28 protein-coding genes are annotated in these 25458 nt (G+C 50.8%); 6 read left to right on the top strand and 22 right to left on the bottom strand.

What is annotated here, in order from left to right:
- Window positions 1–19: 19 nt before the first annotated feature.
- Window positions 20–1738 (bottom strand): tetratricopeptide repeat protein, encoded by a 1719-nt coding sequence (locus HMY34_RS15870; protein ID WP_202716415.1) that lies wholly within the window; start codon window positions 1736–1738, stop codon window positions 20–22.
- A 190-nt stretch (window positions 1739–1928) separates the two neighbouring features.
- Here HMY34_RS15870 and hemA point away from each other — a divergent pair, with 190 nt between their 5' ends.
- Genes hemA through prmC form a run of 3 tightly spaced genes read left to right on the top strand, consistent with a single transcriptional unit; the run spans window position 1929 to window position 5196 of the window.
- Window positions 1929–3191 (top strand): glutamyl-tRNA reductase, encoded by a 1263-nt coding sequence (gene hemA, locus HMY34_RS15865; RefSeq protein ID WP_202716414.1) that lies wholly within the window; start codon window positions 1929–1931, stop codon window positions 3189–3191.
- Window positions 3192–3197: 6 nt separating this feature from the next.
- Window positions 3198–4277, top strand: a complete 1080-nt coding sequence (prfA, locus tag HMY34_RS15860; RefSeq protein ID WP_202716413.1) for a peptide chain release factor 1 — start codon at window positions 3198–3200, stop codon at window positions 4275–4277.
- Window positions 4270–5196 (top strand): peptide chain release factor N(5)-glutamine methyltransferase, encoded by a 927-nt coding sequence (prmC, locus tag HMY34_RS15855; protein ID WP_202716412.1) that lies wholly within the window; start codon window positions 4270–4272, stop codon window positions 5194–5196. The genes prfA and prmC overlap by 8 nt, the downstream gene beginning before the upstream one ends.
- Here prmC and HMY34_RS15850 read toward each other — a convergent pair.
- The 6 genes from HMY34_RS15850 to HMY34_RS15825 all read right to left on the bottom strand — a co-directional run bounded on the left by HMY34_RS15850 (window position 5193) and on the right by HMY34_RS15825 (window position 11897).
- Entirely contained in the window at window positions 5193–8888 is a 3696-nt protein-coding gene (locus HMY34_RS15850; protein ID WP_202716411.1) for a PilC/PilY family type IV pilus protein, read from the bottom strand. The genes prmC and HMY34_RS15850 overlap by 4 nt on opposite strands.
- Before the next feature lie 53 nt (window positions 8889–8941).
- A complete protein-coding gene (locus HMY34_RS20270) occupies window positions 8942–9445 on the bottom strand; it encodes a type IV pilin protein (RefSeq protein WP_323127445.1) in 504 nt (167 codons plus the stop codon).
- 16 nt (window positions 9446–9461) lie between these two features.
- Window positions 9462–9989: a pilus assembly PilX family protein gene (locus HMY34_RS15840; protein ID WP_202716410.1), complete on the bottom strand. Its 528-nt coding sequence runs from the start codon at window positions 9987–9989 to the stop codon at window positions 9462–9464.
- 10 nt (window positions 9990–9999) lie between these two features.
- On the bottom strand, window positions 10000–10908 hold the full coding sequence (locus HMY34_RS15835) for a PilW family protein (RefSeq protein WP_202716409.1): 909 nt from the start codon (window positions 10906–10908) through the stop codon (window positions 10000–10002).
- Window positions 10909–10917: 9 nt separating this feature from the next.
- The gene (gene pilV / locus HMY34_RS15830; protein WP_202716408.1) at window positions 10918–11451 is read right to left on the bottom strand and encodes a type IV pilus modification protein PilV; all 534 of its coding nucleotides are present in this window, start codon (window positions 11449–11451) and stop codon (window positions 10918–10920) included.
- A 263-nt stretch (window positions 11452–11714) separates the two neighbouring features.
- Window positions 11715–11897, bottom strand: coding sequence for a hypothetical protein (locus tag HMY34_RS15825; RefSeq protein WP_202716407.1), 183 nt, complete (start codon window positions 11895–11897; stop codon window positions 11715–11717).
- 148 nt (window positions 11898–12045) lie between these two features.
- Between HMY34_RS15825 and HMY34_RS15820 the strand changes: the two genes are divergently transcribed.
- Window positions 12046–12930: a formylglycine-generating enzyme family protein gene (locus tag HMY34_RS15820; RefSeq protein ID WP_228287889.1), complete on the top strand. Its 885-nt coding sequence runs from the start codon at window positions 12046–12048 to the stop codon at window positions 12928–12930.
- Here HMY34_RS15820 and HMY34_RS15815 read toward each other — a convergent pair.
- The 13 genes from HMY34_RS15815 to HMY34_RS15755 all read right to left on the bottom strand — a co-directional run bounded on the left by HMY34_RS15815 (window position 12927) and on the right by HMY34_RS15755 (window position 22693).
- Window positions 12927–14264: a dihydroorotase gene (locus HMY34_RS15815; RefSeq protein WP_202716405.1), complete on the bottom strand. Its 1338-nt coding sequence runs from the start codon at window positions 14262–14264 to the stop codon at window positions 12927–12929. The genes HMY34_RS15820 and HMY34_RS15815 overlap by 4 nt on opposite strands.
- 20 nt (window positions 14265–14284) lie before the next feature.
- Window positions 14285–14770 (bottom strand): type 3 dihydrofolate reductase, encoded by a 486-nt coding sequence (folA, locus tag HMY34_RS15810; RefSeq protein WP_202716404.1) that lies wholly within the window; start codon window positions 14768–14770, stop codon window positions 14285–14287.
- A gap of 5 nt (window positions 14771–14775) precedes the next feature.
- A complete protein-coding gene (locus HMY34_RS15805) occupies window positions 14776–15312 on the bottom strand; it encodes a ClpXP protease specificity-enhancing factor (RefSeq protein ID WP_202716403.1) in 537 nt (178 codons plus the stop codon).
- A complete protein-coding gene (locus HMY34_RS15800; RefSeq protein WP_202716402.1) occupies window positions 15309–15938 on the bottom strand; it encodes a glutathione S-transferase N-terminal domain-containing protein in 630 nt (209 codons plus the stop codon). Before HMY34_RS15800 ends, HMY34_RS15805 begins: the two co-directional genes overlap by 4 nt.
- 84 nt (window positions 15939–16022) lie before the next feature.
- Window positions 16023–16784: a cytochrome c1 gene (locus HMY34_RS15795; RefSeq protein ID WP_202716401.1), complete on the bottom strand. Its 762-nt coding sequence runs from the start codon at window positions 16782–16784 to the stop codon at window positions 16023–16025.
- Window positions 16785–16795: 11 nt separating this feature from the next.
- Window positions 16796–18223 (bottom strand): cytochrome b, encoded by a 1428-nt coding sequence (locus HMY34_RS15790; RefSeq protein ID WP_202716400.1) that lies wholly within the window; start codon window positions 18221–18223, stop codon window positions 16796–16798.
- The gene (gene petA, locus HMY34_RS15785) at window positions 18223–18825 is read right to left on the bottom strand and encodes a ubiquinol-cytochrome c reductase iron-sulfur subunit (RefSeq protein ID WP_202716399.1); all 603 of its coding nucleotides are present in this window, start codon (window positions 18823–18825) and stop codon (window positions 18223–18225) included. Before petA ends, HMY34_RS15790 begins: the two co-directional genes overlap by 1 nt.
- Window positions 18826–19106: 281 nt before the next feature.
- Window positions 19107–19862, bottom strand: coding sequence for a Nif3-like dinuclear metal center hexameric protein (locus HMY34_RS15780; RefSeq protein WP_202716398.1), 756 nt, complete (start codon window positions 19860–19862; stop codon window positions 19107–19109).
- Window positions 19859–20911 (bottom strand): histidinol-phosphate transaminase, encoded by a 1053-nt coding sequence (gene hisC, locus HMY34_RS15775; protein WP_202716397.1) that lies wholly within the window; start codon window positions 20909–20911, stop codon window positions 19859–19861. Before hisC ends, HMY34_RS15780 begins: the two co-directional genes overlap by 4 nt.
- 106 nt (window positions 20912–21017) lie before the next feature.
- Complete coding sequence (locus HMY34_RS15770; protein WP_202719222.1) at window positions 21018–21203, bottom strand: formylglycine-generating enzyme family protein; 186 nt, start codon at window positions 21201–21203, stop codon at window positions 21018–21020.
- Window positions 21204–21227: 24 nt separating this feature from the next.
- On the bottom strand, window positions 21228–21842 hold the full coding sequence (locus tag HMY34_RS15765) for a toll/interleukin-1 receptor domain-containing protein (protein WP_202716396.1): 615 nt from the start codon (window positions 21840–21842) through the stop codon (window positions 21228–21230).
- Between the two features lie 63 nt (window positions 21843–21905).
- Window positions 21906–22418: a GNAT family N-acetyltransferase gene (locus HMY34_RS15760; RefSeq protein ID WP_228287888.1), complete on the bottom strand. Its 513-nt coding sequence runs from the start codon at window positions 22416–22418 to the stop codon at window positions 21906–21908.
- A gap of 2 nt (window positions 22419–22420) precedes the next feature.
- Window positions 22421–22693 carry a type II toxin-antitoxin system TacA family antitoxin gene (locus HMY34_RS15755; protein WP_228287887.1) on the bottom strand — a complete coding sequence of 91 codons (273 nt, stop codon included), beginning with the start codon at window positions 22691–22693 and terminating at the stop codon, window positions 22421–22423.
- Between the two features lie 81 nt (window positions 22694–22774).
- Here HMY34_RS15755 and HMY34_RS15750 point away from each other — a divergent pair, with 81 nt between their 5' ends.
- Together HMY34_RS15750 and HMY34_RS15745 are read left to right on the top strand one after the other, a co-directional pair.
- Window positions 22775–23749, top strand: a complete 975-nt coding sequence (locus tag HMY34_RS15750) for a hydrolase (RefSeq protein WP_202716395.1) — start codon at window positions 22775–22777, stop codon at window positions 23747–23749.
- Between the two features lie 84 nt (window positions 23750–23833).
- Window positions 23834–24481: a S24 family peptidase gene (locus HMY34_RS15745; RefSeq protein WP_202716394.1), complete on the top strand. Its 648-nt coding sequence runs from the start codon at window positions 23834–23836 to the stop codon at window positions 24479–24481.
- 32 nt (window positions 24482–24513) lie between these two features.
- Here the strand turns inward: HMY34_RS15745 and HMY34_RS15740 are convergent, their stop codons facing one another.
- Window positions 24514–24888: an HVO_A0114 family putative DNA-binding protein gene (locus HMY34_RS15740; RefSeq protein WP_202716393.1), complete on the bottom strand. Its 375-nt coding sequence runs from the start codon at window positions 24886–24888 to the stop codon at window positions 24514–24516.
- Window positions 24885–25175, bottom strand: coding sequence for a toxin-antitoxin system TumE family protein (locus HMY34_RS15735; protein WP_202716392.1), 291 nt, complete (start codon window positions 25173–25175; stop codon window positions 24885–24887). Before HMY34_RS15735 ends, HMY34_RS15740 begins: the two co-directional genes overlap by 4 nt.
- Window positions 25176–25458: the final 283 nt, after the last annotated feature.

Below are 25458 nucleotides of genomic sequence, written 5' to 3'. Positions count from 1 at the left end.
TCCTTAAGTAATGAGAAGCTTACAAACTAACCAGCTTTGCCTTGGCGTTAAGCAGCAAGCTATCGTCTGGAAACTTGCTGAGCATGGCATCGAGAATACCTTGCGCTTCGGTTTTATTGCCACGCGCCGCCAGCACTCCAATCAAATGGCTGGCAACTTCAGGGTCTGGTAACAGAGTATAGGCTTTGCGTAACCAAGTTTCTGCTTCTTGCGGTTTGCCCGACAGGAATAATACCCACCCCATGCTATCCATAATCGCCGGATCATCCGGGCGACCGGTGAGCGCTTTGGTGATCAAATCGCTGGCTTCTGCATAACGTTGCGTATTCACCGCCAGCATATACCCCAAGGCATTCAATACGGTGGCATTGTCAGGCTGTAATTTCAGTACCGCGCGTAAATCGGCTTCCGCTTTGCCGAAATCACCGAGCTTTTCGGTGCTCAAAGCGCGGGAATACAGCACATCCGGGTCATCGGCTTTCACCGCCAATGCCTTGCCAAAACTCTCGACAGCCTCCGCATATTTTTCCTGATCATGCAGAAGCTGCCCATCTAACTGTAACAACAACACTTTGCGCTCATTGTCAGATGTGGCCTTCAATTGCGCTCCCAGCCAGTCACGCGCACGCGCCAAACTCGTGGTTTCAACCAGTAAATCGGCAATACGTAACGTCGCTTGACGGCTGTATTGCCCGCCAAGCGCTTGTTGATAAACCTCAAGCGCTTGTTTGGGGCGTTGCAAACCTTCATGAATTTGCCCCATGAAATAACTGGCATCCGCCGCACGCTCCGGCACAGTCAGCAATTTAGTAATCAACGGCTCAGCAGCGGTGAAAGACTTTTGCTCAAGAAATAACAAGCTTAAGGTATAAATAATATCCACGTTATTGGGAAGCGTAGCGTAAAGCTGTTGGTAAATCGGTAGCGCTTCCACTCGCCGGTCCGCCAAAATCAGTAGGCGAGCGTAATCCAATTTAAATTCGGTATCCTGACTATCCTTGCCAAGGGCTTCCAGCTCTTGGATAGCGTCGGGTAATTTCCCCAAACCTGCTAACGCTTTAGCAACCCACCGCGCTGCCTGCACCTTCTCGGCGGCAGTACCCTGCTTTTTTGCCGCCTGACTCGCCTGCAAAGCCACCTCAAATTGCTCTACCTTAAGGGCAAACGACGCTAACGCGAGTTGCGCCTGCGGTGAACTGTCCACAGTCTCCACATAGCGCTTGAAGGTTTCGTAAGACTTATTCGAGTCCGGCTCCAATGCCAGCAAAGACACGATGAAAGCAAAACCATGCCCGGCTTCTTTTTCGGCAGCATCACGAATTTTCACCAAATCCTTGACCGCTTCTGCGTATTTTTCAGCACGTAAATTCGCCAAGGCTTGATACTGAACCGCTTCGGTGGAATCCGGCGATAACGTCATCCAACGTTCCAGCGCACGCCCTGCCAACGGCGTATCCTCGGCACTCATCGCCAATTCCACCGCTCGCTGCGCCACGGCTGGGTCGGTAGTCTGCTGAGCGGCAGCGACGTAATGCAACGCTGCCTGTGCTACATTGCCCTGTTTTACAAACATTTCTCCCGCAAGAATATTGTAAACCTGATAGCTTAAAGGACTACTAAAGGTAGCGACATTACCGATCGACTGGTCGGCAAACGGGGCGTTCCCCAACGTACACCCACCAATCAAGAGCGCGAGACCTAAACTCACAAAACGGCGCGGTAAACGGCTGCTGGGCATGTATTTCTCCGGTCTATCACAACACCTGATTGTGACTGATCGTATTATGTTGTCGGAAGTTTTAAGGATATATTCAGCGAATTACCTTGTAATAAGCCATAACGTATCAGAAAATTCGCGGTTCTGAAAGTTAACTACCTCGCCCTAGAAAAGTGCAAAGGCTGAAATGTATCTGTTGGTAAACTACTGAATGTCCATCCTGATCGTTGGAGTCAATCATAAAACCGCCCCAGTCTCCATCCGGGAAAAGGTTTCGTTCTCACTCGACAGCTTGCCGTTGGCCTTGCACGCTGCGCATCAGGTCGTGCCTGAAAACCTAATACTCTCGACCTGCAATCGCACCGAAATCTACGCCGCTGCGCACCCGCAACAGTCCGTCGCCGCGCTGATCGACTGGCTGGCAGGCTGGCACAAAATGTCCGCCGCGCAATTGCAACCCTATTTGTATATCTACCAGCAAGACGACGCGGTGCGCCACGCCTTGCGGGTTGCCTGCGGGCTGGATTCGCTGGTCTTGGGCGAACCGCAAATTCTGGGGCAACTCAAAACCGCCCTGCAAGCCGCCAGCGACCAAGCCACCACCGGCAATCAATTAAACCGTTTGATGCAGCACGCTTTTTCCACCGCCAAAAAAGTGCGCACCCAAACCAGCATCGGTGCCAACCCCGTCTCGGTAGCATTCGCCGCCGTCAGCCTTGCCAAGCAAATTTTCAGCAAACTCGAAACCCAAACCGCGCTGCTGATTGGGGCGGGCGAAACCATCGAACTCGTCGGCAAACACCTTGCCACCAATCACATTGGTAAAATCATCGTTGCCAACCGCAGCATCGACAAAGCGCAAAAACTCGCCGCAGAATACGGTGGCAAAGGCATCGGCCTGCCCGAATTAGCCGATCATTTGCCCCAAGCGGACATTATTATTTCCTCCACTGCCTCACCTGTACCCATTTTAGGCAAGGGTGCGGTGGAACGGGCACTAAAAATCCGCAAACACCGCCCCATGTTCATGGTCGACATCGCCGTTCCGCGTGACATTGAACAAGAAGTCGCGCAACTCGATGACGTCTATTTGTACACCGTGGACGATTTGCACTCGGTTATCGAAGAAAATCTCCAATCACGCCGCGCTGCCGCCGAACAAGCCGAAGGCATGGTCATCACCGAAGTCAGCAATTTCATGGCATGGCTGCGGGCGCAAGACCACATGAACACGATTCGGGCATACCGCGCTCGCACCGAGAGCATCCGCCAAGAAGTCTTCGACAAAGCCACTGCCTTGTTGCAAAACGGCAAAAGCCCCGCCGAAGCTTTGCAATTTCTGGCACACACGCTGACGAATAAACTCTCACACGACGCGACCCAAGCCATGCACGCGGCGGCACGCAACGGCGACCACCAATTGTTGGCACACGCCCGCACCTTATTTAACCTTTCTACTGACGACAACGGCTAACCCTCTGTGAAAGCATCTATCCTGCAAAAACTCGAAGCCTTAAGCGAACGCTACGCCGAAATTTCCGCCCTGTTGGGTGAACCGGATGTGATTGGCGATCAGCAACAATTCCGCAAACTCTCGATTGAATACAGCCAGCTCGAACCGGTGTCGCAAGGCTTTCACGCCTACCAACAAACCGCCGCCGACATGGAAGCCGCACAGGAAATGCTCGCCGACCCCGAAATGCGCGACATGGCACAAGAAGAAATCGAAGCCGCCAAAGCCCGTCGCGCCGCGCTCGAACTCGACCTGCAAAAACTGTTATTGCCGCAAGACCCGCACGATAACAGCAACGTGTTCCTCGAAATCCGTGCAGGCACGGGCGGGGATGAAGCCGCGATTTTCGCCGGAGACTTGTTCCGCATGTACGCGCGTTACGCCGAAAGCCGCCGCTGGCAGGTGGAAATCATTAGCCAAAACGAAGGCGAACACGGCGGTTTCAAAGAAATCATTTCGCGCGTCATTGGGCAAGGCGCGTATTCACGGCTGAAATTTGAATCCGGCGCACACCGGGTGCAGCGTGTGCCTGCCACCGAATCGCAGGGGCGGATTCACACCTCGGCTGCCACGGTTGCAGTCATGCCAGAGCTGGATGAAGTCGAAGCCACCGACATTAATCCGGCCGATTTGAAGGTGGATACCTACCGCGCGTCAGGGGCGGGTGGGCAGCACATCAATAAAACCGAATCCGCTATCCGCATTACCCACCTTCCCACCGGCATCGTGGTCGAATGCCAAGAAGAGCGTTCGCAACACAAAAACCGCGCCAAAGCGATGGGGCTGTTGCAATCGCGCATTTTTGAAGGCGAACGCCAAAAACAAGCCGCTGAACAAGCCGAAACCCGCAAAAGCTTGGTTGGGTCTGGGGATCGTTCCGAACGCATCCGCACTTACAACTTTCCGCAGGGGCGCGTCACCGATCACCGCATTAACCTGACGTTGTATAAGTTGGATGAAATCTTAGTGGGTAACGTTGATCAGGTGATTGAGCCGCTGATTAATGAGTATCAAGCCGATCAGTTAGCGGCGTTGGCGGATGAGTGAGAAGAACCCCCCTTCCCCAGCCCTTCCCCCGCAAGGGGGGCAGGGAGCAAGAATTCGGGACATTTTACGGGAAGCGGCGAAGCAATTAACCAGCACATCGGAATCGGCGCGGGCGGATGCGGAAATTTTGCTGGCACATTGCCTGCAAAAATCGCGCACTTGGTTGATGACATGGCCTGAAAAACGGATCGAGCCAGAAGCTGAAGCAGCATTTCAACAATTGCTGACGGAACGTATACGCGGCGTACCCATTGCGCACCTCACAGGACAACGCGAATTCTGGACGCTTAACCTAAAAGTTACGCCCGACACCCTAATCCCCCGCCCCGAAACCGAACTGCTCGTCGAAACCACTCTTTCTTTGCTCCCCTCGCCCCTTGAGGGAGAGGGGCTGGGGGTGAGGGGTCAGCGCGTCAGCGCTTTAGACCTAGGCACTGGCACTGGCGCAATCGCCTTAAGCCTCGCCAGCGAACGCCCTGACCTCAATATCACCGCCTGCGACTTTTCTGCCGCCGCCTTAGCCGTTGCCACAGAAAACGCTCACAGCAATCACATTCACACCGTGCAATTTATCCAATCCGACTGGTTCAGCAATCTATCGCCACAACGCTTTGCTGTCATTGTTTCCAACCCGCCCTATATCGAAACCAACGACCCGCACCTGACACAAGGCGATGTGCGCTTTGAACCGCTAACCGCGCTCACTGCGGGGCAAGACGGGCTGGATGACATTCGCCACATTGTGCAAACCGCGCCGCATTGGTTGACACACGGCGGCTGGTTGCTGCTAGAACACGGCTACAATCAGGGAACAGCGGTTACAACACTGCTGCAAATAGCGGGCTTCCAACAAGTACGCTGCCTACCGGATTTAGCAGGCAACGATCGGGTTAGTTTAGGGCAATGGCTGGCGGCCTAGTCAGTCACATTGTGATCCAACCAGAACATACGCGGTAAAATGTCAGTCAAATCAACGCTGCCCGTTACGCCACCGATACCGGTGCCGGGTTCGTGATTGCTTTCATCCAAGATCGGCATTTCTAGCTTACCGACTCGAATTTCCACCGTTTGTTGGCAATCACCGGCGGCACAATCACCCCCATCCGCAGCACTGGGCATACGGAAGATGATTTTGGCGGCATCCAAGATTTCGTTGAAACCTGCCACCACAAATTCATCTTTGCCACTGTTGCCTGTCGCGCTGTCGCGGTCAAGGTCAGCAACGGCTTTGCCGGTGAACAAATCCAGCACATAAGCGCGGGCGCTGTTGGGGGGAACGATGCATGGGTCATCCGGCGGTTCTTGCCCAGCTTCATCCACCGGCACAAACGTGGTAAAGACGACTTTGTTGAGGAATGTAACCGCAGGCGCGAGTACTTTTTCACCTTTGTGCGTGAAGTCGTAATACCAACCTTTGTGCGTGCCGTTGAGCAAATTATCGTTCGGATCAGTGAAACCGGTTTTAGCATTCACCAAATCGGTGTTAGTCAGCGTCACGAAATCGGCTGGCGGTTCGTTGTACACATTCGGTTCCATCAACACGTAGAAACGGTCTTCGGTGTTGGTATTCAAAGGGTGCGTGCGGTAGCCGCTGCCCAAGGAAATCGTCATGTGTACTTTGCCATTGTGTTGAATCAGTGCAGTATCGGGTTCGTAAAAGAACTTGCGGGTATCCGTGCCGTGATCGCCGTTTTCACCCAATTCCGCAATTTTGGTGAGAACTGCGTCATCGTAGTTGTACATATCCGGGTCGCTGTCACGCAAATCGTGATCCATATCCACGCGCCACAAATTGCCGCCGGTGTCCGCGAAATACAGCCGGTCGAGTGTGCCGTTGCGATCCATATCCAAGACCCGAATATCACCGGGGACACTGTGTTTGACCGGATTAGTAGCTGCGTTTCCACCGTAGACATCGCGTTGCAATGACCAGTGCAGTTCACCGGTTAAGGCATCCACAATCATGACGTCATTGCCGATTTGGTCGGGTTGGCGACCGGTTTCAGCATCTTTGGAGGCATCGTAACCCGCGCCGAAGACCAAAACATTGCGTACTTGACTGGAGGTCGAGCTGCCAATACGCATTTTTGCCAAGGAAGGTTTCGACCAAGTTTCGCCCAATTCATTCCAAGCGTTATCGTCAACCGTGAGGGTATTGTCTTTTTTCCACAAAATTAACGGGCTATCGGGGTTGGTAATATCCAAGGCGTAATAAGCTTTGCCCCCACGCCGCAACCCAAAGAACAAGACGCGCTTATCGCCGTCGGTGGCTTTGAGTTCACCGTCCATATTCGTGTCGTAATTCCACAAGGTTAGCGGGCCATCAATGCCGTAAACGTGGTCTTTGGTCGGTAGATTTTCCATAAAGGTTTTAATGTTGGGCAGCAAATTTTTCGGCATGAAGGCCCATTGTTCTTCGCCATCCGCTGTATTGATGGAGTGCAAGAAACCTTCATTAGTCGCCGCGAAAATGCGCTGCTCGCCATCACCGTAATCCACCACCAAAGGCTTGCTATTCAGCATATCCCCCATTTGTTTACGCGGAATCGTCACCGCCGGGTCACTGCTAGTGGGGTCATCCATTTCACCCCGTGCAAAGTTAATCAGGGTGTCGCGCTCAGGGTCTGTCAAATAATCGGTCGCGGGACAGGTAATGGCTACACTGGAAATCGTGATACAGCCGACTTTGGTTTCGTAATTACCCAAAACAATGTGTTTTTTACCGTCGCAGTCCGTGTAATAGCCTAAACAACTGGTACCATCACCGTCGGCGTCAGGCAGCCAATATTTGACCTTTTCCGCCGGATTTTCGGGCAAACCCAGCAATTTACCATCGGTTAAATTGTCGGTATTGCTAGTAGACAGAGCGTTTTTCGCATCAGTCAAATCGCTGTCAATACTCACATCGGTGTACAAATTGCGGCTATCCGGCGCAGGTAACTGGCTGGCAGCGCCACCACTGGTAACATCGGAACCACTGGGTGGCCCCCACAAATCATCCGCCGTATCCAAAAACTCGCCCTTGTCATTCACCACCGGATCACCACCCGTTACGCGGTTTTCATCATCACGTATTAGCGTTCCGCCGACGATTTTACCATCCACGGTGCGGGCGAATTTTTTCAAATTGCCTGACCACACCGCCGTGCTACTGCGGTCAAACATTGGAATGTAGACTTCATCGCTGTGTGCCAACATGTTTTTGGTGTCGATGGCATACGTGGGGGAACTGAACGATGACGAGGCTTTGCTGATGGAACTTAGAATCGCTTTGAATGCACCGGCTAATTCCTCCGCGTTGTCGGCGGTAAATGCGCCGTCTTCTTTGGTTGCTAAATCACTCAAGTAGGCGGTACCGGTTGGCTCATCGCCTAGCGCAAAGGCGACGGTGTAGGTTTCCACCTTTTGCTTGCCTTCCAAGGTGCTGCTGTGATCCGTGTCCGCCAACCAGCGGGTTAATTCTGGCCCACAACGCCCGCTGTTGTAACCGCGCGGTGCGGCGGCAGTCGTGCCACAATTGTTGGCGGCAGCCCCCAGATAATCCTGCAATGGCGGCGCTACTTTGATTTGGCTGTTATTGGCGGCAATCAGGCCGGTGAAGTAAGTCGTCCAATCGGGCGCGGGCATGGGGTTGAAATCACTCATCGCTAGATTTTTCACGGAAGGCGGGTAATAGCGCGTGCCGTCCGTATCCCCCAAGCCGGGAAAATAGGGGTATTCGGGCTTGCCATCCGACATTAAGACCAAGTAATTGGCTTGGCAACTGTATTGAATCGGGGATTTGTAGGTGGGAGCACCCTCAACGGTATCGCAGACGGTGTGTTTGCACTTTTCGATGACTGTCGAACAGGTGTAATTGTCATCTTTGCAATAACCTGAGCCGTCACCGCCGGTGGTGATCCAGTCGCAACATTCGTTGGTGCTGATGGCGCTACAACTGCCCGGCACAATATTGGTGTTGCATTGCCCCCAACTCTTCACGCAATCGGCTTGATGGGAAGCGGTACAAGTGGGCGCATTGTCATAGGTTAACGGGTGCGCTGCCCAGCCAATGCTGGGAACATCCATGCCCCATTCCACCGTATCGCCGCGAAAATAACGCGCGGCTTCGTACAAGGAATCAACAATCGGCGTATAGCCGTTGGCTTCCCAACTGTTGACAATGCTGGAGAGAAATTCGCGCACTACCGTGGTGCCGGTTGCAGGGTTCGGTAAATTATCGTCAGATTGGTGGGTGGCAATTAACGGCTGAACCGCCGCATCAATCGGGGAAACGGGGAAGTTTGCACCCTTAATCGAACTCCACCAATAATCTTCGCCCAACCCGTGGTTAGCGTAGTGCATTAAACCCACATTCAAATTGGTGGGCGCGGTGTTCATCACCTCTTGAAAGGAGGATTTCAACACCTGTAGGCGAGTACGGCTATCGGCATCGCCGGTTACGACTTGGCTCATGCTGCCCGATGCGTCAATCACAAACAGTACGTTGGGCGCTACTTCACCGCTTTTGTCGGTGAAGTAGATTTCGGTTTCGTCTGCCATTAAGACAGTGGCGAATAACAGGGGTGCGGTTAACAACAGCCACCGCAGGCTACAACGTATTTTTTTCATGGCATTATTTTTGTGATTAAGTTTAACGGGCAATCATTCACAGCAACGGCTGCTTATTTCCAACAGGTTTGCGCATTATCCGCAGCGGCTGTCGTCGCAGTTGTGCCACCGCGCCGTCTGCCTCGATCATCCAATGTAAATACTTGGCACGGCGTATCGTGAACTTGTAGCCCACCGAATACTGGTGTGGCAACAACTGTATAGTTGATACAGGCATCATTGTTTGTGCCATCACATCCGCCACCGTCTCGATCTGTTGCAAAAACAGTCAAATCATAGTGTTCATCATGGCTGACTGTACCATAACGAAGACTTTTAACACTCGGATCATCAGGAATGGGAATTGAGAGATCATGTGCGTAACTGCTGTTACGCAGGAAATACGCTTCTTGACGTTGCGCAATTTCTTGCAAGGCTATTTGTGCGTCGGCGCGACGGCTTTTTTGCACTTGCGCGGTATAGCTGGGGTAGGCAATCGCTGCCAAAATTCCCACAATCGCCACCGTGATCATGAGTTCAATCAGGGTAAAGCCTTGGTGATGTTTTATCGTTGTCATGGTTATTCCCGCTTGCTTAGTTGATTTTTGGCACAGGCTTTAAAGCACCTTCGGAATGCAAACTCTTCGCTCCCGTACCTGCTAGAGACGCCTCTGTATGGGCAGTAAAAATACGGCAAGCAATACCGCCAACATCCGGCGTCATTTCAGTAGTCATCGCAATGCCTCTAAGTGGTGGACAACCATCTTCTGCGCTCATATCCATCTCTCCATTCACCTCTACACCTACATCATTAGGGTCATCAAGATCATACTTATACGTCTTGAGAGGGAGGGGTAGTTCCTTCTCTGTGTTTTTGCTATTACCTTCCTCTGGTTTTGTACCATTTGTTGCTGTTTTCACTACATGGTACAAATCAATAGAATCCCGTAACATTGAATCTGTGCCTTGAAAGGTCAGCATAGTCGTCATTTGATTACCAGCAATCCGGCTATCAACCGTTGCCATGCGTGTTGCTGCAATACCAATAACCGTCATGGTCAATAGAATCACCATGCCCCACATCAGTACCGCACCTTGCTGTTTGTTTTTAATAGCTTGCATATTTGTTACCTTAACCTTCAACGACGTTACGCAGATGAATGACAGTGGTATACACTGCACGCTGAAAACGGTCTTTGCGTGTTTGTAAAACATCCAACACTTGATAAGAATGCTCTTCTTCTGCTGGTAATACCTTTTCCAGTGACCTAACCAATATGCCAACTTTAATGCTAATTACCCGTTGCCATTCCCCAGCATTCGTACCAACACCATCAGCATTAAGGTACTTATTAACGCCGCCATCTGCATCTGTGTCTACGCCGTACAAAAATTGGATATTTTCAACTCCCTGTGCAACAGGAGTTCTTGCTGTTAAACGAGAACTAGCACAATTCAAATTGGGTATGCCAGTACCATCCGGGGCAACAAAGAAATTGTTGTAAGCCAAAGCACCTGCTGTAGAAGCCGCAGGCCCAGCAGGTTCTTCAGTTGTCACGCGACAACCTTCCCAGCGATTGTTGTCATCTTTCTTGTTGGTGTTACCACCTGTATTGGCACAATCCAGAAATAAATCATCATCTGCAATAAAAACCACACCTGTTGTATCGCCATACGCCGTCACGCTATCAGTATCATTATTAGCGGTATCTCTTAATGAGGATGGTGAGCTTATGTTTGATTTACCATCTGCACATAATCCACTCACCAGCTTAGAATTGGCAACATCATCCGGTTTGATGAAATAATCATCCATTGAACGTTTACTAGACGTAGCATAACCAGCATGTTCCAAATGCTTCGTTAATGCATTTAAAGCGATACGAGCCGTTTCATCCATCAGAGATAACTGGTCACGAGCTTGGTAAGCACGCTTACTACTCATATAGACTGTGCTCACACCGGCGACTAACACCAGACTGACGACCATCGCGATCATCAACTCGATGAGGGAAAGCCCTCTCTGCCTATTATTTTTCATCGTTTTCCCTTACAGAATGGCCTTCAGCTTGATAATGAAAGATTCCATACCATCCGTGGCGTCATCAGGATCAGCCTGACTAGCATCGCGCTCATTCCATTGAAGGCTAACATTGCAATCAGCGGGCGGATCAGCAGCGGGGCTACCCGCAGGAGATGGGTCAAAACACGTCACGGTCAAAGCACCATTGATCAAAGTATTGCTGATGCTGGTATTCGCCCCACAAAGGTCATAAGCCGCCAACTCAGCAGGCGTACAGACTCCACTCCCACAAGCAGGCGGGGTCGCCGGGCAAACAGTCGTGGGCGTAACATTGTAGTTTTCGGCCAAAGCAGCAGCGCGGTTGGAACGCATTCGCTCCAGCAAGTCGTGCACAATCCACGTTGCTTGTTGCATCTGATAAGAATTGTGCGTGGTCTTCATGCCTGCGATTTGCAAACCGGCAAGACCTAACAACCCGGTGGACAGTACCACTGTGGCAATTAACACCTCGATCAGGCTCAAACCTGACTGCTGGCGTCGAGAAGCTAAACGTATCGGCATAGAGCCACCTATTACTTTTATGATTGGAGGCGTATTAACTACAGCTATTATACCGCAAACCAAACTCTATGCAGGAAAAATACAATTTATGCCGACAAGCTGTCGTATTCTAGGAATCAATGGTAATTGCTCAGCGATTGAGCAGCCCATAAAAAAACCCCGGCGAACCGGGGCTATAAACTCTCAACTCATGACTATCACAATACTACTGTTTTAACAGTCGTCGTAGCTGGATAAATGGTTCATGAAGTTGGCAATCATTTTTAGTGCACTCGCAAGGAAAATGCAGGGTCGAAAGTCGACCTCACCCCACGTTCCCGCAGCAAACGCTCCACTTGTTTGCCCAAATCGCCCAAATCGTGGCGGTAAAGCATTAAACCATCCAATAAAAGCTGAGCCGTGTTACGCTGTCCTACACTGTTTCTACCCTCAAGCCGTCTATTCATTTACAAGCTCCCCGTCTTTGACTGACCACTAGTACTAACCCTCGGTTTAACTATAGTGCAAAAACAATTTTTTGGCGTTGTCTTTGCACTAAATTTGGGGATAATACAAGAAGTTTAGTATATTACCAGTTACTGATTGAGCATGATAATGACAGAAACCCTCACCTATGAATCACGCACCGTATTTGTTGACGAATTAACACCGCAACAAGTTAAGCAATTACAGCAAGCGACTGCCGAAGAGCACCGCTTGTCCCCGCACTTTCATGACACGCTAAAAACCGGTAGCCCTGGCCCTGAGTTAGCCATCATCCCCGCTGGGCGCTTTGAAATGGGTTCAGAATCCAACGAACACGGGCATCAACGTGACGAAGCACCACGTCACCTCACCATGATCCGCAAAGCGTTTGCCATCGGTGTTTACCCTGTCACTGCCGAGGAATTCCAGCAATTTCGCCATGACACCGAGTGGTTTTTGCGCCCTGAACTGATTTGGCACACAGGCCGTTACCCGGTGATCAATATTCGCATGGAAGACATCAAGCTGTTTTTGGCGTGGTTAAGTGCGCAAACCGGTCAGAAATATCGCCTGCCAACCGAAGCAGAATGGGAATACGCGGCGCGTGCTGGAACCACGACCCCGTTTTATCATGGCGAAGATGTCAGTTGCCGTGAGGTGCATTTCAACCCGTTTTTCCCCTATCGGGAACAACAGGAAGATCGCCCTTGGTATCTGCCACGTTGCTTCCCCAGCCCGAAAGCCAGCGAAGTGGGCTTGCAAACCCCGAATGCGTGGGGATTACACGATATGCACGGCAATGTGTGGGAATTTACCCAAGATCATTGGACGACTTCGCACCTAAACGCCAATCGGGATGGCAGCCCATCGGTTGCCGCCAGCCCTTACTGGTATGCCACCAAAGGCGGCTCATGGTTTGACCCCGCCGCCCGCGCCCGCAGTGCTGCCCGTAAAAAGCGCTACATGGATGAAATGGATACCAACCTCGGCTTCCGCGTGGTCAGGGAACTTTAACGCTCAAATTCCAGCGCCATGCCAAAAGGCGCAACGTCCAGTAATTTGCCGTCTTGCCACACCAGTTGCCCGTTAACAATGGTGGCGGCAATGCTGGAACGGAATTCATAGCCATCAAACGGCGTCCACCCGCACTTCGACAAGCTGTTAGCGTGCGTCGACGTGAAGGGTTTTTCCACATCAACCAACACCAAATCAGCCCAATAGCCTTCACGGATATAACCACGCTCTTTGATATTGAACATCTCTGCCACCGCGTGGCTGGTCTTTTCGACGATAAATTCCAGCGTGAAAATGCCATCCTGATAGTTTTCTAACACCAATGGCAGCGCGTGCTGCACCAAAGGCAACCCAGAAGGCGCTTTGAAATAACTAGGGTTGTGCTTTTCTTCCCAGGTATGCGGCGCATGGTCAGTACCGATCACATCCAAGCGCCCATCCAACAATGCTTGAATAATACCCGCTCGATCTTCAGCGGTTTTAATCGCGGGGTTGCACTTGATTAACGCGCCTTTGCTGGCGTAATCCTCATCCGCAAAATGCAGGAAATGCACGCAAGCTTCGGCGGTAATGCGCTTGTCTTTCAGCGCAATATCCGAGAACATCTCGGCTTCTTTCGCGGTCGAAATATGCAAAATGTGCAAGCGCGTGCCGCAACGCTTCGCCAATTCCATCGCCATTGACGACGATTTGTAGCAAGCCGCCTCACTGCGAATGGTCGGGTGCAAATGAAACGGAATGCTGTCACCGTAAATGCTGCGGTAACTTTCCTCGTTTTCCGTAATTGTCGGCGTGTCTTCGCAATGAGCCGCCAGCAGTGTCGGCGCGTGTGTGAAAATTTTCTCCAATATTTCGGGATCATCGACCAACATATTGCCGGTTGATGCGCCCATGAATACTTTTACCCCACACGCATCGTTAGGATTCAGCGCTTTAATCGCCTCAAGGTTGTCGTTGGAAGCCCCCAGATAAAAGGCATAATTCCCAGCGGCACGCCCCGCTGCCAACTGTTTCTTTTCATTAAGAATGGCGGAGGTCAGCGCATTGGGTATGGTATTCGGCATATCCATAAAGCTGGTAATACCGCCCGCCAGTGCTGCACGGCTTTCCGTTGCCATATCCGCTTTATGCGTCATGCCGGGTTCGCGAAAATGCACCTGATCATCAATCATACCCGGCAGCAGATGACGCCCAGCGGCATCTAACACTTCAACACCCGGTGCGGACAAGTGCTTACCGATGGCGGCAATCCGACCATCGCGGATTAACACATCTGCTTCGACAATCTGCCCTTCATTGACAACATTCGCATTGACAATCAACAGTGAACTCATGAGGAAGCGTCTCCTTGGGATCAGGATTCCCGTTCAAGAACCAGGAAAGAATAAGGATAGGGGTTTTTAGCGTCAGCAGGATAATCAACCTGCTCTACGGTGCGCCATTGATGCTGATTATAGTCGGGAAAAAAAGTATCGCCTGCAAAATCAGCATCAATCAGGGTTAAATACAGACGGTCGGCATAAGCAAGGAAGTGCTGATAAATTTGCGCACCACCCACAATCATGATTTCTGGTGCATCGGCAACCGCAGCCAGTGCCGCATCCGGTGAGCCAACACGTTCCGCACCGACGGGTTGGAACGCCTCATCGCGTGAAATGACGAGGTTGCGCCGCCCCGGTAACGCCCGCCCAATCGAATCCCACGTTTTGCGCCCCATCACAATCGGTTTGCCAAGGGTATTTTGCTTAAACCACGCTAAATCAGCGGGTAAATGCCAAGGCATAGCGCCATTGCGCCCAATTACCCGCTGCGGTGTCATTGCTGCAATTAAAGACAGCATTGGGTTTATTTTACCACCCGCAAGAACGAAGGGCGGCTCGTGGGCTTCGGTGGTGGCGGCGGTTCATCATCACCATTCGCGTCATCGGTGGCATCGGCTTCATCGCTGGCGTCCGTGTCACTCACCGTCGCATCCGCTGCCGGTACGCTGGCCAAAGTAGGGCGTGAGGTCGCTGCCTCGGTAAGTGCCATGCTTTCGGCGTATTCCTCCAGCGGGAAATTCAAGCCGTCTTGGGTTTCACGCGCATAAATCGCCATGATTGACCACATCGGCAACCAGATCGACATCGCTTTGCCACCGAAACGGGCATTGAATGTGACTTGATCGTTATCCATCAGCAGATTATTGGCAGCGGTCATGCTCACGTTCAGCACGATACTGCCATCTTTGACAAATTGACGCGGCACTTTCACCTTAGGCGAACGCGCATCGACCATAATGTGTGGCGTCATGCCATTGTCCACGATCCATTCATAAAACGCCCGTAATAAATAAGGGCGCTTCGGCGTGGCAATAAATTCAGGAGGATTCGGCTGACTCATGGGCGGATCGACTTTTCAACCTTGCTTAATGATTGTTGGAACGCATCGCGTGAGAATACGCGCTCCATGTACTTCAGTATGGGCTTACCCTGTTTTTCGGGGACATCAATGCCGTATTTTGGCAAACGCCATAAAATCGGCGCAATCGTGCAATCCACTAAGGAAAAATCGTCACTGAGGAAATACGGTTTAACCGCAAATACTTCAGCGGCTGACAGCACACTTTCGCGCAAAATTTTACGGGCTTGGGAAGCAGTATCCGTATCGCCATGCTCAATATCGTGTACCAGTGAAAACCAGTCTTTTTCAATACGGAACAATGCCAAACGGGAATGCGCCCGCGTTACCGGGTCAACGGGCATCAGGGGTGGATGTGGGAAACGCTCATCCAAGTATTCCATGATAATACGGGCGTCATACAACACTAAATCACGATCCAACAAGGTTGGGGTGGTGTTGTAAGGGTTCAACTCCGCGAGATCTTCGGGTTTATTATCGGGGTTGATGTTGAGAATATCGACGGTAATATCTTTTTCCGCCAGCACAATACGCACCCGATGACTGTCTGCGCAGTCGGGGGCGGAAAATAATGTCATCACAGATCTTCGGCTGGAAAGCGAAGCCATATAAGCGGAACTCCCTGGACTGAAAACAAAAAAGCCACTCTATATTACACTAGAGTGGCTTCAAGGTGTTATACCGGTGAACGATTAATGCACGTCCTTCCAATATTCCTTCTTAAGGAAATACGCAACCACAGCGAACAATACCAAGAACAGCAACGTAAAGATGCCGTAAGTAGTACGGTGCAGCTTGGCTGGCTCACCCACATACGTTAAAAAGTTAGTAATATCACGAATGGTTTGGTCGTATTCAACCGGCGTCATGCTACCGGCTTTCACGAGTTTCAGCTCGCAATGTTCGGTCGCGTGTTCGCCTTCACCCTTGGTGCAATGCTTTTCCTGCATACCTTGCAGTTCCCACAACACATGTGGCATCCCCGCATTCGGGAATACGGTGTTGTTCACACCCAGTGGGCGAGTCGGGTCAAGGTAAAAGGCTTTCAGGTAGCTGTAAATCCAGTCTGACCCACGCGAACGCCCCACCAAAGACAAGTCCGGTGGCGGCGCACCGAACCATTCGGCGGACTGCTTCTGGGACATACCGTTTTTCATCAACACGCCGGGCTTATCGATTTCACCATCCGCATCACGGGTAAAGATCAGGTTTTTAGCCACCTGCTCTTCGGTCAAACCCAAGTCAGCCGCCATGCGGTTATAACGGCTGAAGTTCAGGGAATGGCAACCCATGCAGTAGTTAACGAAATACTTCGCACCACGTTGCAAACTTGGTTGGTTATGAATATCGACCTTCGCATCTTCCAGTTCCACGCCATCACCACTTGCCAATGCAGTAGTGGTCATCAGAGACGCGGACAGTGCGAACATTACACCAATAATAAATTTCTTCATGTTGCTACACCTCAACCTGTCACACGGTCTGGAACGGGCTTTTCTTCGTTGCAGCTTGCTTTGAAAGCAGGCAACAACAGCGTCAGCGCCAAGTACGCTACGGGCCAAATGAACTGCACCAGCATTTGGTTGGTAGCTTCTGCATCACCGGGGATGTAGCGGAACATAATGTCATACGCCACGATTGCCGCCAGCAAAATTCCAAACCACATCACATACTTCGCTTTCGCTGGCGTGCTGTGAATCCACAGAACCACAAAGAAGATGAAGTAGATTTGCGTCATGCGCGTACCCAGTTCTTTGAACGCGGGCGTAACGGCTTCAACACCCATCCAACCCAAGATCATGAATACCACCGCAAACAAGAGCAAGTTGATCTTGTGAGCGCTGGTACGGTAGCGCCAAGATTTAACCGGGTTACGGTCAATCCACGGTATAAGAAACAGTACTGCAATCGCACCAAACATGGCCAAAGTTCCTAAAAACGGATCAGGAATAGCCCGCAAGATGGTGTAAAACGGTGTGAAGTACCAAACCGGCGCAATATGCAGCGGTGTTTTCAAGGCATTTGCTGGCTCGAAGTTCGGGGCTTCAATGAAGTAACCGCCGCCTTCTGGCGCAAAGAACAGAATCGCAAAGAAACCGATCAGGAATACCACAACACCCACGATGTCTTTCACGGTGTAATAAGGGTGGAACGGAATACCATCAGCAGGAGCTGTATCGCTCCACTTGTTACCCTTAGGGCCTTTCTTGATTTCAACGCCATCCGGGTTGTTAGAACCGACCGCGTGCAATGCCACAATGTGTACAAAAACCAAGGCAGGCAATACCAACGAAGGCAGGAAGAAATGCAGCGCAAAGAAGCGGTTCAAGGTTGCATCACCGAGTACGAAGTCACCGCGAATCCACGTAGACAAGCCTTCACCAATGTACGGAATGGTGTTAAACAAGTTAATGATAACCTGCGCACCCCAGTAAGACATTTGTCCCCAAGGCAGCAAGTAACCCATGAACGCGGTTGCCATCAATACCAGATAAATCGCCATACCGATCAACCAGATCAGTTCACGCTTACCTTTGTAAGACCCGTAAATCAGGGCGCGGAACATGTGCAAATACACCACGATAAAGAACGCTGACGCGCCTGTGGAATGCATGTAGCGGATAAACCAGCCACCCGGCACATCCCGCATAATGTATTCAACGGAAGCAAATGCCAGACTAACATCCGGTTTATAGTGCAGTGCCAAAAATAGGCCAGAAACAATCTGGATAACCAGCACCAGCATCGCCAGTGAACCGAAGAAATACCAGAAATTGAAGTTTTTCGGCGCATAGTAACCAGCCAAATGCGCTTGCCAAGTTTCCATCATCGGGAAGCGGTCTTCGACCCACCCTAAGAAACCCGTGTAATTGTGTGCAGGACGTTCAGCCATTATGCAGTGCCTCCGTTTTCACCAACGACGATAGTGTTATCATTTTTGAAGTAGTAAGGGGGAACTTCAAGGTTTGATCCGGCTGGAACATTCTTGTAAACCCGACCGGCTAAGTCAAAACGCGAACCGTGGCATGGGCAATACCAACCACCTTTCCAGTCCGCGCCCAAATCCGCCGGAGCTACTTCAGGGCGGTAAGTCGGTGAGCAACCCAAGTGGGTGCAAATACCAACCAATACCAGAAACTGCTCTTTACCTTCACGGGTACGTGCCAAGTTTTTGGCATATTCCGGCTGCTGCTTCACATTCTCAGAATTCGGGTCTTTCAATGCTTCTGCCAAGCCTTCCAAGGCAGCCAGCATTTCCGGGGTGCGGTTCACCAACCAAACGGGTTTACCACGCCAAATTACACGAATCTGTTGTCCTGGCTCGGCCTTAGTCACAGAAATCTCCACCGGCGCACCAGCGGCAAGCGCCCGTGCACTAGGATTCCAAGAATTAAGGAACGGAGCCGCAATCGCTGCCACACCTGCTGCCCCAACCACGGATGTGGCGGCAATCAGGACGCGGCGGCGACCTTTATCTACTCCAGAATTTGCCATCGTTAGCACTCTCCCAAATGTTCAAAATGTAATCTGCTGTACCGCTGCAAAACACTGTGATGGTGCTTGCAACCGCACTAAATATCTGAGCCATTAACTTAAGTATAGCTATATTAGCATATACTGAAAGACTACGTAGAATGTCCGAACTCACACGTAAAATCAAGCATAAATCCGTGTCTTAACGGGTAAAACGCAAACGTTTTGATTTAGATCATTTACGGCTACCCCATCAGTAAGGCGCGGCAATAGTAGCATAAAAACAAACAAAATAACCTGACTTATGCCGGGTTATTGATGTCCAGAAAATAATGTTCCAACCCAAATTGGACTGCCAAATGGTTTCCTAGCGCCTGAATGCCGTAACGCTCGGTCGCGTGATGCCCTGCTGCCAGATAATGAATGCCGTTTTCCCGCGCAAAATGCACCGTGTGTTCGGAAATTTCACCGCTCAAATACGCATCCGCCCCCAGCTCAAACGCTTGCTGGATGTAACCTTGTGCGCCGCCCGTACACCAAGCAATGCGTTGGATGGGATGCTCACCGCCTGCAATCAGCAAAGGTTCACGTCCTAATACTGCCGCAACGTGTTGCCCGAATGCATCCAAACTCACGGCTTCAGCCAGCGAACCGACATTGCCCACGCCTTGCAGTTCACGTTCATCCATTACGCCTTCGGTGTGAATGCCCAGCCGTGCCGCCAGTTGTGCGTTATTGCCTAACGTCGGATGCGCGTCCAAAGGCAAGTGATAACCCAACAAACTGATGTCATGCTGAAGCAACGTCGCAATCCGGCGTTTTTTCATGCCGCGAATCACCTGCGATTCACCCTTCCAGAAATAACCGTGATGTACCAAAATCGCGTCAGCACCGTATTCTACCGCCGCATCCAGCAACGCTTGCGAAGCAGTTACGCCCGTAACAATGCGCTTCACTTCCGCCCTGCCCTCGACTTGCAAACCATTCGGCGCGTAATCGCGGAACTTGCCAACATTCAGCAAGCTATTAATGTGGGTTTCGAGTGTGTAGAGATTCATAGCGCAGCCAATACGCTCAGGAAGGTTGCCATTTCCTCATCCGTACCGATGGTAATCCGCAAATACTCGTTAATGCGCGGCTTATTGAAGTAACGCACCAACACGCCCCGCTGCTTCAGTGCCAAATACAGACTTTCCGCATTACCCGCAGGTGGACGTGCAAACACGAAATTCGCCGCTGACGGCAACACACTGAAACCCATCTCGGTAAGGCTTTGCACCGTCATCTCACGAGTAGTGATGATTTTCTGGCAAGTATCCTCGAAATACGCTTTGTCGCGCATCGCTGCTGCTGCGCCCGCAATCGCCATGCGCCCCAAGGGGTAAGAGTTGAAGGAATTTTTCACCCGTTCCAGCGCATTGATCAAATCAGGATGCCCCACCGCAAAGCCCACCCGCAAACCCGCCAGCGAACGCGACTTGGAAAAGGTTTGTACCACCAACAAATTTGGGTACTTGTCGATCAGCGGAATCGCGGTTTGCGCCCCGAAATCAACGTAGGCTTCATCGACGACCACCACGGATTTATCGTGCGTTTCCAATAGTGCTTCAATAGCATCCAAACCCAAGGCCATACTAGTGGGCGCATTCGGATTGGGGAAAATAATTCCACCGTTATCCACCGCATAATCACCCAAGCACACCCGAAAATCCTCACGCAACGGGATTTGTTGCGCATTAATCTGGTAAAGATTGGCGTAAACGGGGTAAAAACTGTAGCTAATGTCGGGGTATAGCAAGGGCGCGTCGTGCTTGAGCAAGCCTTGGAAAACGTGCGCTAATACCTCATCCGAACCATTCCCGACGAAAATATTGGCGCGTTGCACATTGTAATAGTCGGCAATCGCATCCTTCAGCTCGTCCGCATTCGGGTCGGGGTACAGCCGCAAGCGCTCATCCGCCGCCGCGTGAATTGCCGCGAGCGCATTCGGCGAGGGCGGGTACGGGCATTCGTTGGTATTCAGCTTGATGTAACGCTGGTCTTTCGGCTGTTCGCCCGGTGTATACGGGTCGAGGTCGTGTACCAGCTTGCTCCAATATTGGCTCATGCGTGCTTCCGGTGGGGAATATAAAGGGGGGATGATATAGGGGAAAGAAATCCCCCTCAATCCCCCTTTTTCAAAGGGGGAGGCTGGACATGCCAACCTTCTTGCTCTACGCCTTTGCAAAAGGAGGGGTTGGGGGAGGATTTACCGCCGCCGGATAAGAATCGTACCAATCCTGACACCATTCCCACACGTTACCATGCATTTCGTACAAACCCCACGAATTCGCCGGAAGTGATTTGACCGGAACAGTCCCTGCGAACCATTTGCCATATCGAACTTGATAATCACTAATAACGTTACTTCATGTTGGATTTCATCATCGCCTCGCTCCCTTTCTGATAACGGTGATCCCATCCACATCGTCATATCCCCCATATACATCCCTCGCTCCCTTTCTGATAACGGTGATCCCATCCACATCATCATATCGTCCATACCCATCCTCACCCATCGCTTTTGCCCAAGAGGGTTGGGTCTGCTGTTGAGGGGACGGTAGTGGCGAAACCGAGGGATGCGGTTGACGTGGTTGAGATTTTGTGGGTAACGGGATGTATGTACCAATCGTGTGCATCAGCCGTTGCCAATCGGGTTGGCTCGAAAAATTCAAGTGTCGCAGGGGAATTAACCACAACGGCATATCAGGCAACACCTCCGCCAGCACAGGCACAACCGGAATTCCCATATTCCTTGCCATCTGGAATTCGGCGAACACCCACTCGGAATGTTGCACCTTACTGGACACCACCAAGACCACAAGCTGGCTGGCTTTCAACTGGCTCTCAATTTCTTTGACCCATTGCATCCCTGCAATGACACCTGTTTCATCACGAAACACACGAAAGCCTTGCTCATGCAACTGCTGCTGTACCTCCTTTGCTAAGCGTTGACCGTGGGATTCGTCTTGGGCGTAACTGATAAATATTTGCTGCATTGGCTCGCCGGATGGGTAATTTGCTTATGATGGGCAAAGGATAGCATTTATGAAGGGGAAAAATCACACTTGGCGTAACCGCTCCATCCCCACAAACAAGCGCATCGGATCGTCGGTTAATGGCTCGAAAAAATCAAACCGCTGGTAAAAAGCCAACGCTTCCGTATCCAACACATCCAGTAACAGCCCAAAAGCGGGCAACCCTTGTTCTGTCAACTTGACGCTATGGCGCAAGGCACTGATGAGGATTTTCTCACCCAAACCTTGACCTTGGTGCTTACGATCAATCGCTAACCGCGCCAATAACACCACCGGAATGGGATAAGCCGGTAACGACTGCGTAGTCGGCAAACTGGCTTTATGCAACGTCGCTGCTGCCAAGGTATAGTAAGCCGCCACCGGCAACTTTTGTGCCTGCACATCTTCTAGCAATACCCATGTACTGCTTAACCCAAGATCGGCATGTTTGGCGGCAAAACGGCTCAGAAACTGATTCATCGCGGGCTTGCCACAATCCAATGCTTTGGTGTCGTGTTTGCTTTTATTCAGCCGTTCCAGCGTTTGTAAAAATGCCACGCTTAAAAACCTTCGGTATCAAGGCGTTTAGCCGTATCCAAAATGCGACGGCTAGGTGGGCTGGTTTGCTTACACAATAAACTGAAGCGCTCAAATTGAGCATTACTTAGCATGACTTCGGTTTCACCACGTAATACTTTGGGAGCATCCTGCTGAATCAAACGCACAAGGTATTCGGTTACGGTGCAACCCAGTGCGCTGGCTGCACGTTCGGCTAATTGTTTGACTTGCTCATTCACGCGCATGTCGATACGGTTGGCTGCAACGGTCATCATTGACATTTCCTGCTGAGTAACAAAGTTTATCTCATGCAGTTTAACGTACACAAATAATCCGTACAATATCAGGTTTTACGCATGGCTCAGTTAATCCTCTCTCAATTCCGCCCCGCATGGTGGTTACGCTCACCCCATCTGCAAACACTGTGGCCAGTATTCTTACGCCGTCGCGTGCAACTGCCCCTGCAAGCCGAACGGGTGGAACTCAGTGACGGCGATTTCATCGACCTTGCTTGGTATCCGCGCCCCAATTCGCCGCTGGTGTTGGTGATTCATGGGCTGGAAGGTTCGTTGCAATCGCACTACGCACAAACGCTGATGCAGGCGTTGCAACAAGCAGGTTTTGCGAGTGTCTTCATGCATTTGCGCGGTTGTAGCGACGAACACAATCGCTTACCGGAAAGTTACCATTCCGGGCGCACGGCTGATATTGCGGAAATGCTGGCACATTTGCAGCAAACCCAACGAATGCCTGATGCTGCCATCGGCTTTTCACTGGGTGGCAACTTGATTTTGAAATACCTTGGCGAAACGGGCGCAAACGCTGGTTTGCAAGCGGCGATCGCGGTTTCCGTACCGTTCCAACTACAGGAATGCGCTCGCAAGCTGGAACGGGGTTTCTCGGTCGTTTACGGGCGCTATCTGGTCAACAAACTCAAGGCTTCCTATCGCCGCAAATTCAGCCAGATGAACAGCCCGTTAGCGGTCAATTTGGATGCGCTCAAGACGCTGTTTGCTTTCGATGACCAAATCACCGCGCCGTTGAATGGCTTTGCTGGGGCAGAAGATTATTACAGCCGCAGCAGTTCACGGCAATTTCTGCAACGCATTGAAACCCCAACGCTGATTATTCATTCGCAAGATGATCCGTTTATGTACCCGACCACTGCACCGACGGAAGCCATGTTGAGTGATAGCGTTACGCTGGAATTGACGACGCACGGCGGACATGTGGGTTTTGTGGCGGGCAATGTGCCTTGGCGGGCTGACTATTGGTTGGAAACGCGGATGATCGAATGGATAAAAAGTCAGTTGCGTCAAAAATCAACATGAGTGTTTAAATTCCTAGCCAAACTGCCAAATGATGATATACATTTACTCGCCAAATCAATTAAAAATATATAGGCATCAAATAAAATGGAAACACTCAAAAAACGCTTACAATCAAGACTAAAAGAAATGGGACGTAATATGTCTGATCTCGCCAGAGAGCTAGACATTGAGAGACAACACATTTATGGCTGGACACGACGTGACAAAGTGCCAAATAACTACCTATTTTCGGCGGCAAAGTACCTAACATGTGATCCACAATGGTTACAACATGGCGAATATTCACACCCAAACTCAATAAACATCTCGTCTGGTCAAATAATCATACCCATTTTTAAACAGGGTGATTACAAGGATATGAACGAAGGTGACAGACCTCAGCATGAAAACCTTATCTGTCGAGATGATTGGCTCACTGAGCTGTTTGGGATGAGTCCTTCGCAAGGTAATTATACGATCTACCGAATGGAATCCAGCGAGATGCAGCCATCTATCCGACGTGGTGATCTAGTAGTCATTGATAGCGATGCAAAAACACACATCAACGGGCTATATGGCATCCAGAACAAAGGTGAAGCATTGAGCATTGCCCGCATTCAGTTCGAACCAGATGGCGAACATGTTTGTGTGAGCTACGACAATCCTAATTTTGCCACTGTGTGGATGAAAACGGCGAAGTTAGTGATTTCAGGACGTGTAATCTACGTTTGGCAGGGCAAGCGGGATATTTGAGGACGCCAGAGGGAAATTAAGCAATAACTTCTTCATGCCGCCGCTTTGCTCTCACCCTTCAAGGTGAATTCTGTCCTGATTTCCGTAAAGGGGGAAAATACCCGCCCTACTTCGTCACGCTCCAGCAAGCCAATTTCCAAAAGCTTGCTTACATCCGTATGGACGTTCTTCACATCCCGCCCCAATTGCTTAGCAAGTTCGCGGATACTCACCGCCGCTTTGCCTTGCAGCCTGTCCAACAGTTCCCAACGCTTGGGGGTAATCGCCTGAAACAATCCCATAGGCGTTTCAAAGGTGAATACCTCACCCTGATAACTGCCGATTTCCAGTGCATCCACGAAAGCCGCGCCCATTTCCAGCAAATCGGCTTCTAGGTTGGGTTCAATGCGAATAATTGCGTATCTCATGGCTTGCCCCTCTCTGTGAGGATGTCAGTTACAAAATCCCGCCATACCTGTTCCGGTGTGGTGAAGGTGTAAGGCGTTTCGGTGTCGTAATAGTGCTTATGGTCGCCCTTGCCGCGTTCGTTGTCGTAACCGATAACACGTTGCCCCGGATAACCATAAAACAAGCGGTATTTGTACAGGTGGCTAGAACCCATAACGGCTTGGGGCAATGACCACGCCACGCCCTCAATAATTGCGCCGTCCGCAAATTCACGCCGCCGCTTGTAAATCAACACTGCTTTTTCCATGTTGGCAAGTATACCAACGCTTTGGGGTGGGTGCATAGGCGCAAAGGTTAGCCGCTGCTAGGTGCTGCCCTGCCCGCCCTTCATTCTGTTACACCTTGCTACACCTTGTTACACCTAAAAACGCCACAAGGTGTAACAGAGGTTCAGCACTATAAATACATGAAAATAAAAGAAAATAAATGTGTATTTACATTCTTTTTCTTTCTGTTACACCTGTTACACCCTGATTTCATTCTTTCCAACAGAAAAAAAATATTTTTTGTATGCCTGCCCTTCCGATTTC

This window comes from Thiothrix subterranea, assembly GCF_016772315.1.
Taxonomy (GTDB): domain Bacteria; phylum Pseudomonadota; class Gammaproteobacteria; order Thiotrichales; family Thiotrichaceae; genus Thiothrix; species Thiothrix subterranea.
Note: the sequence above shows the minus strand (reverse complement) of the source record. Positions and strands in the feature narration are given on the sequence as shown.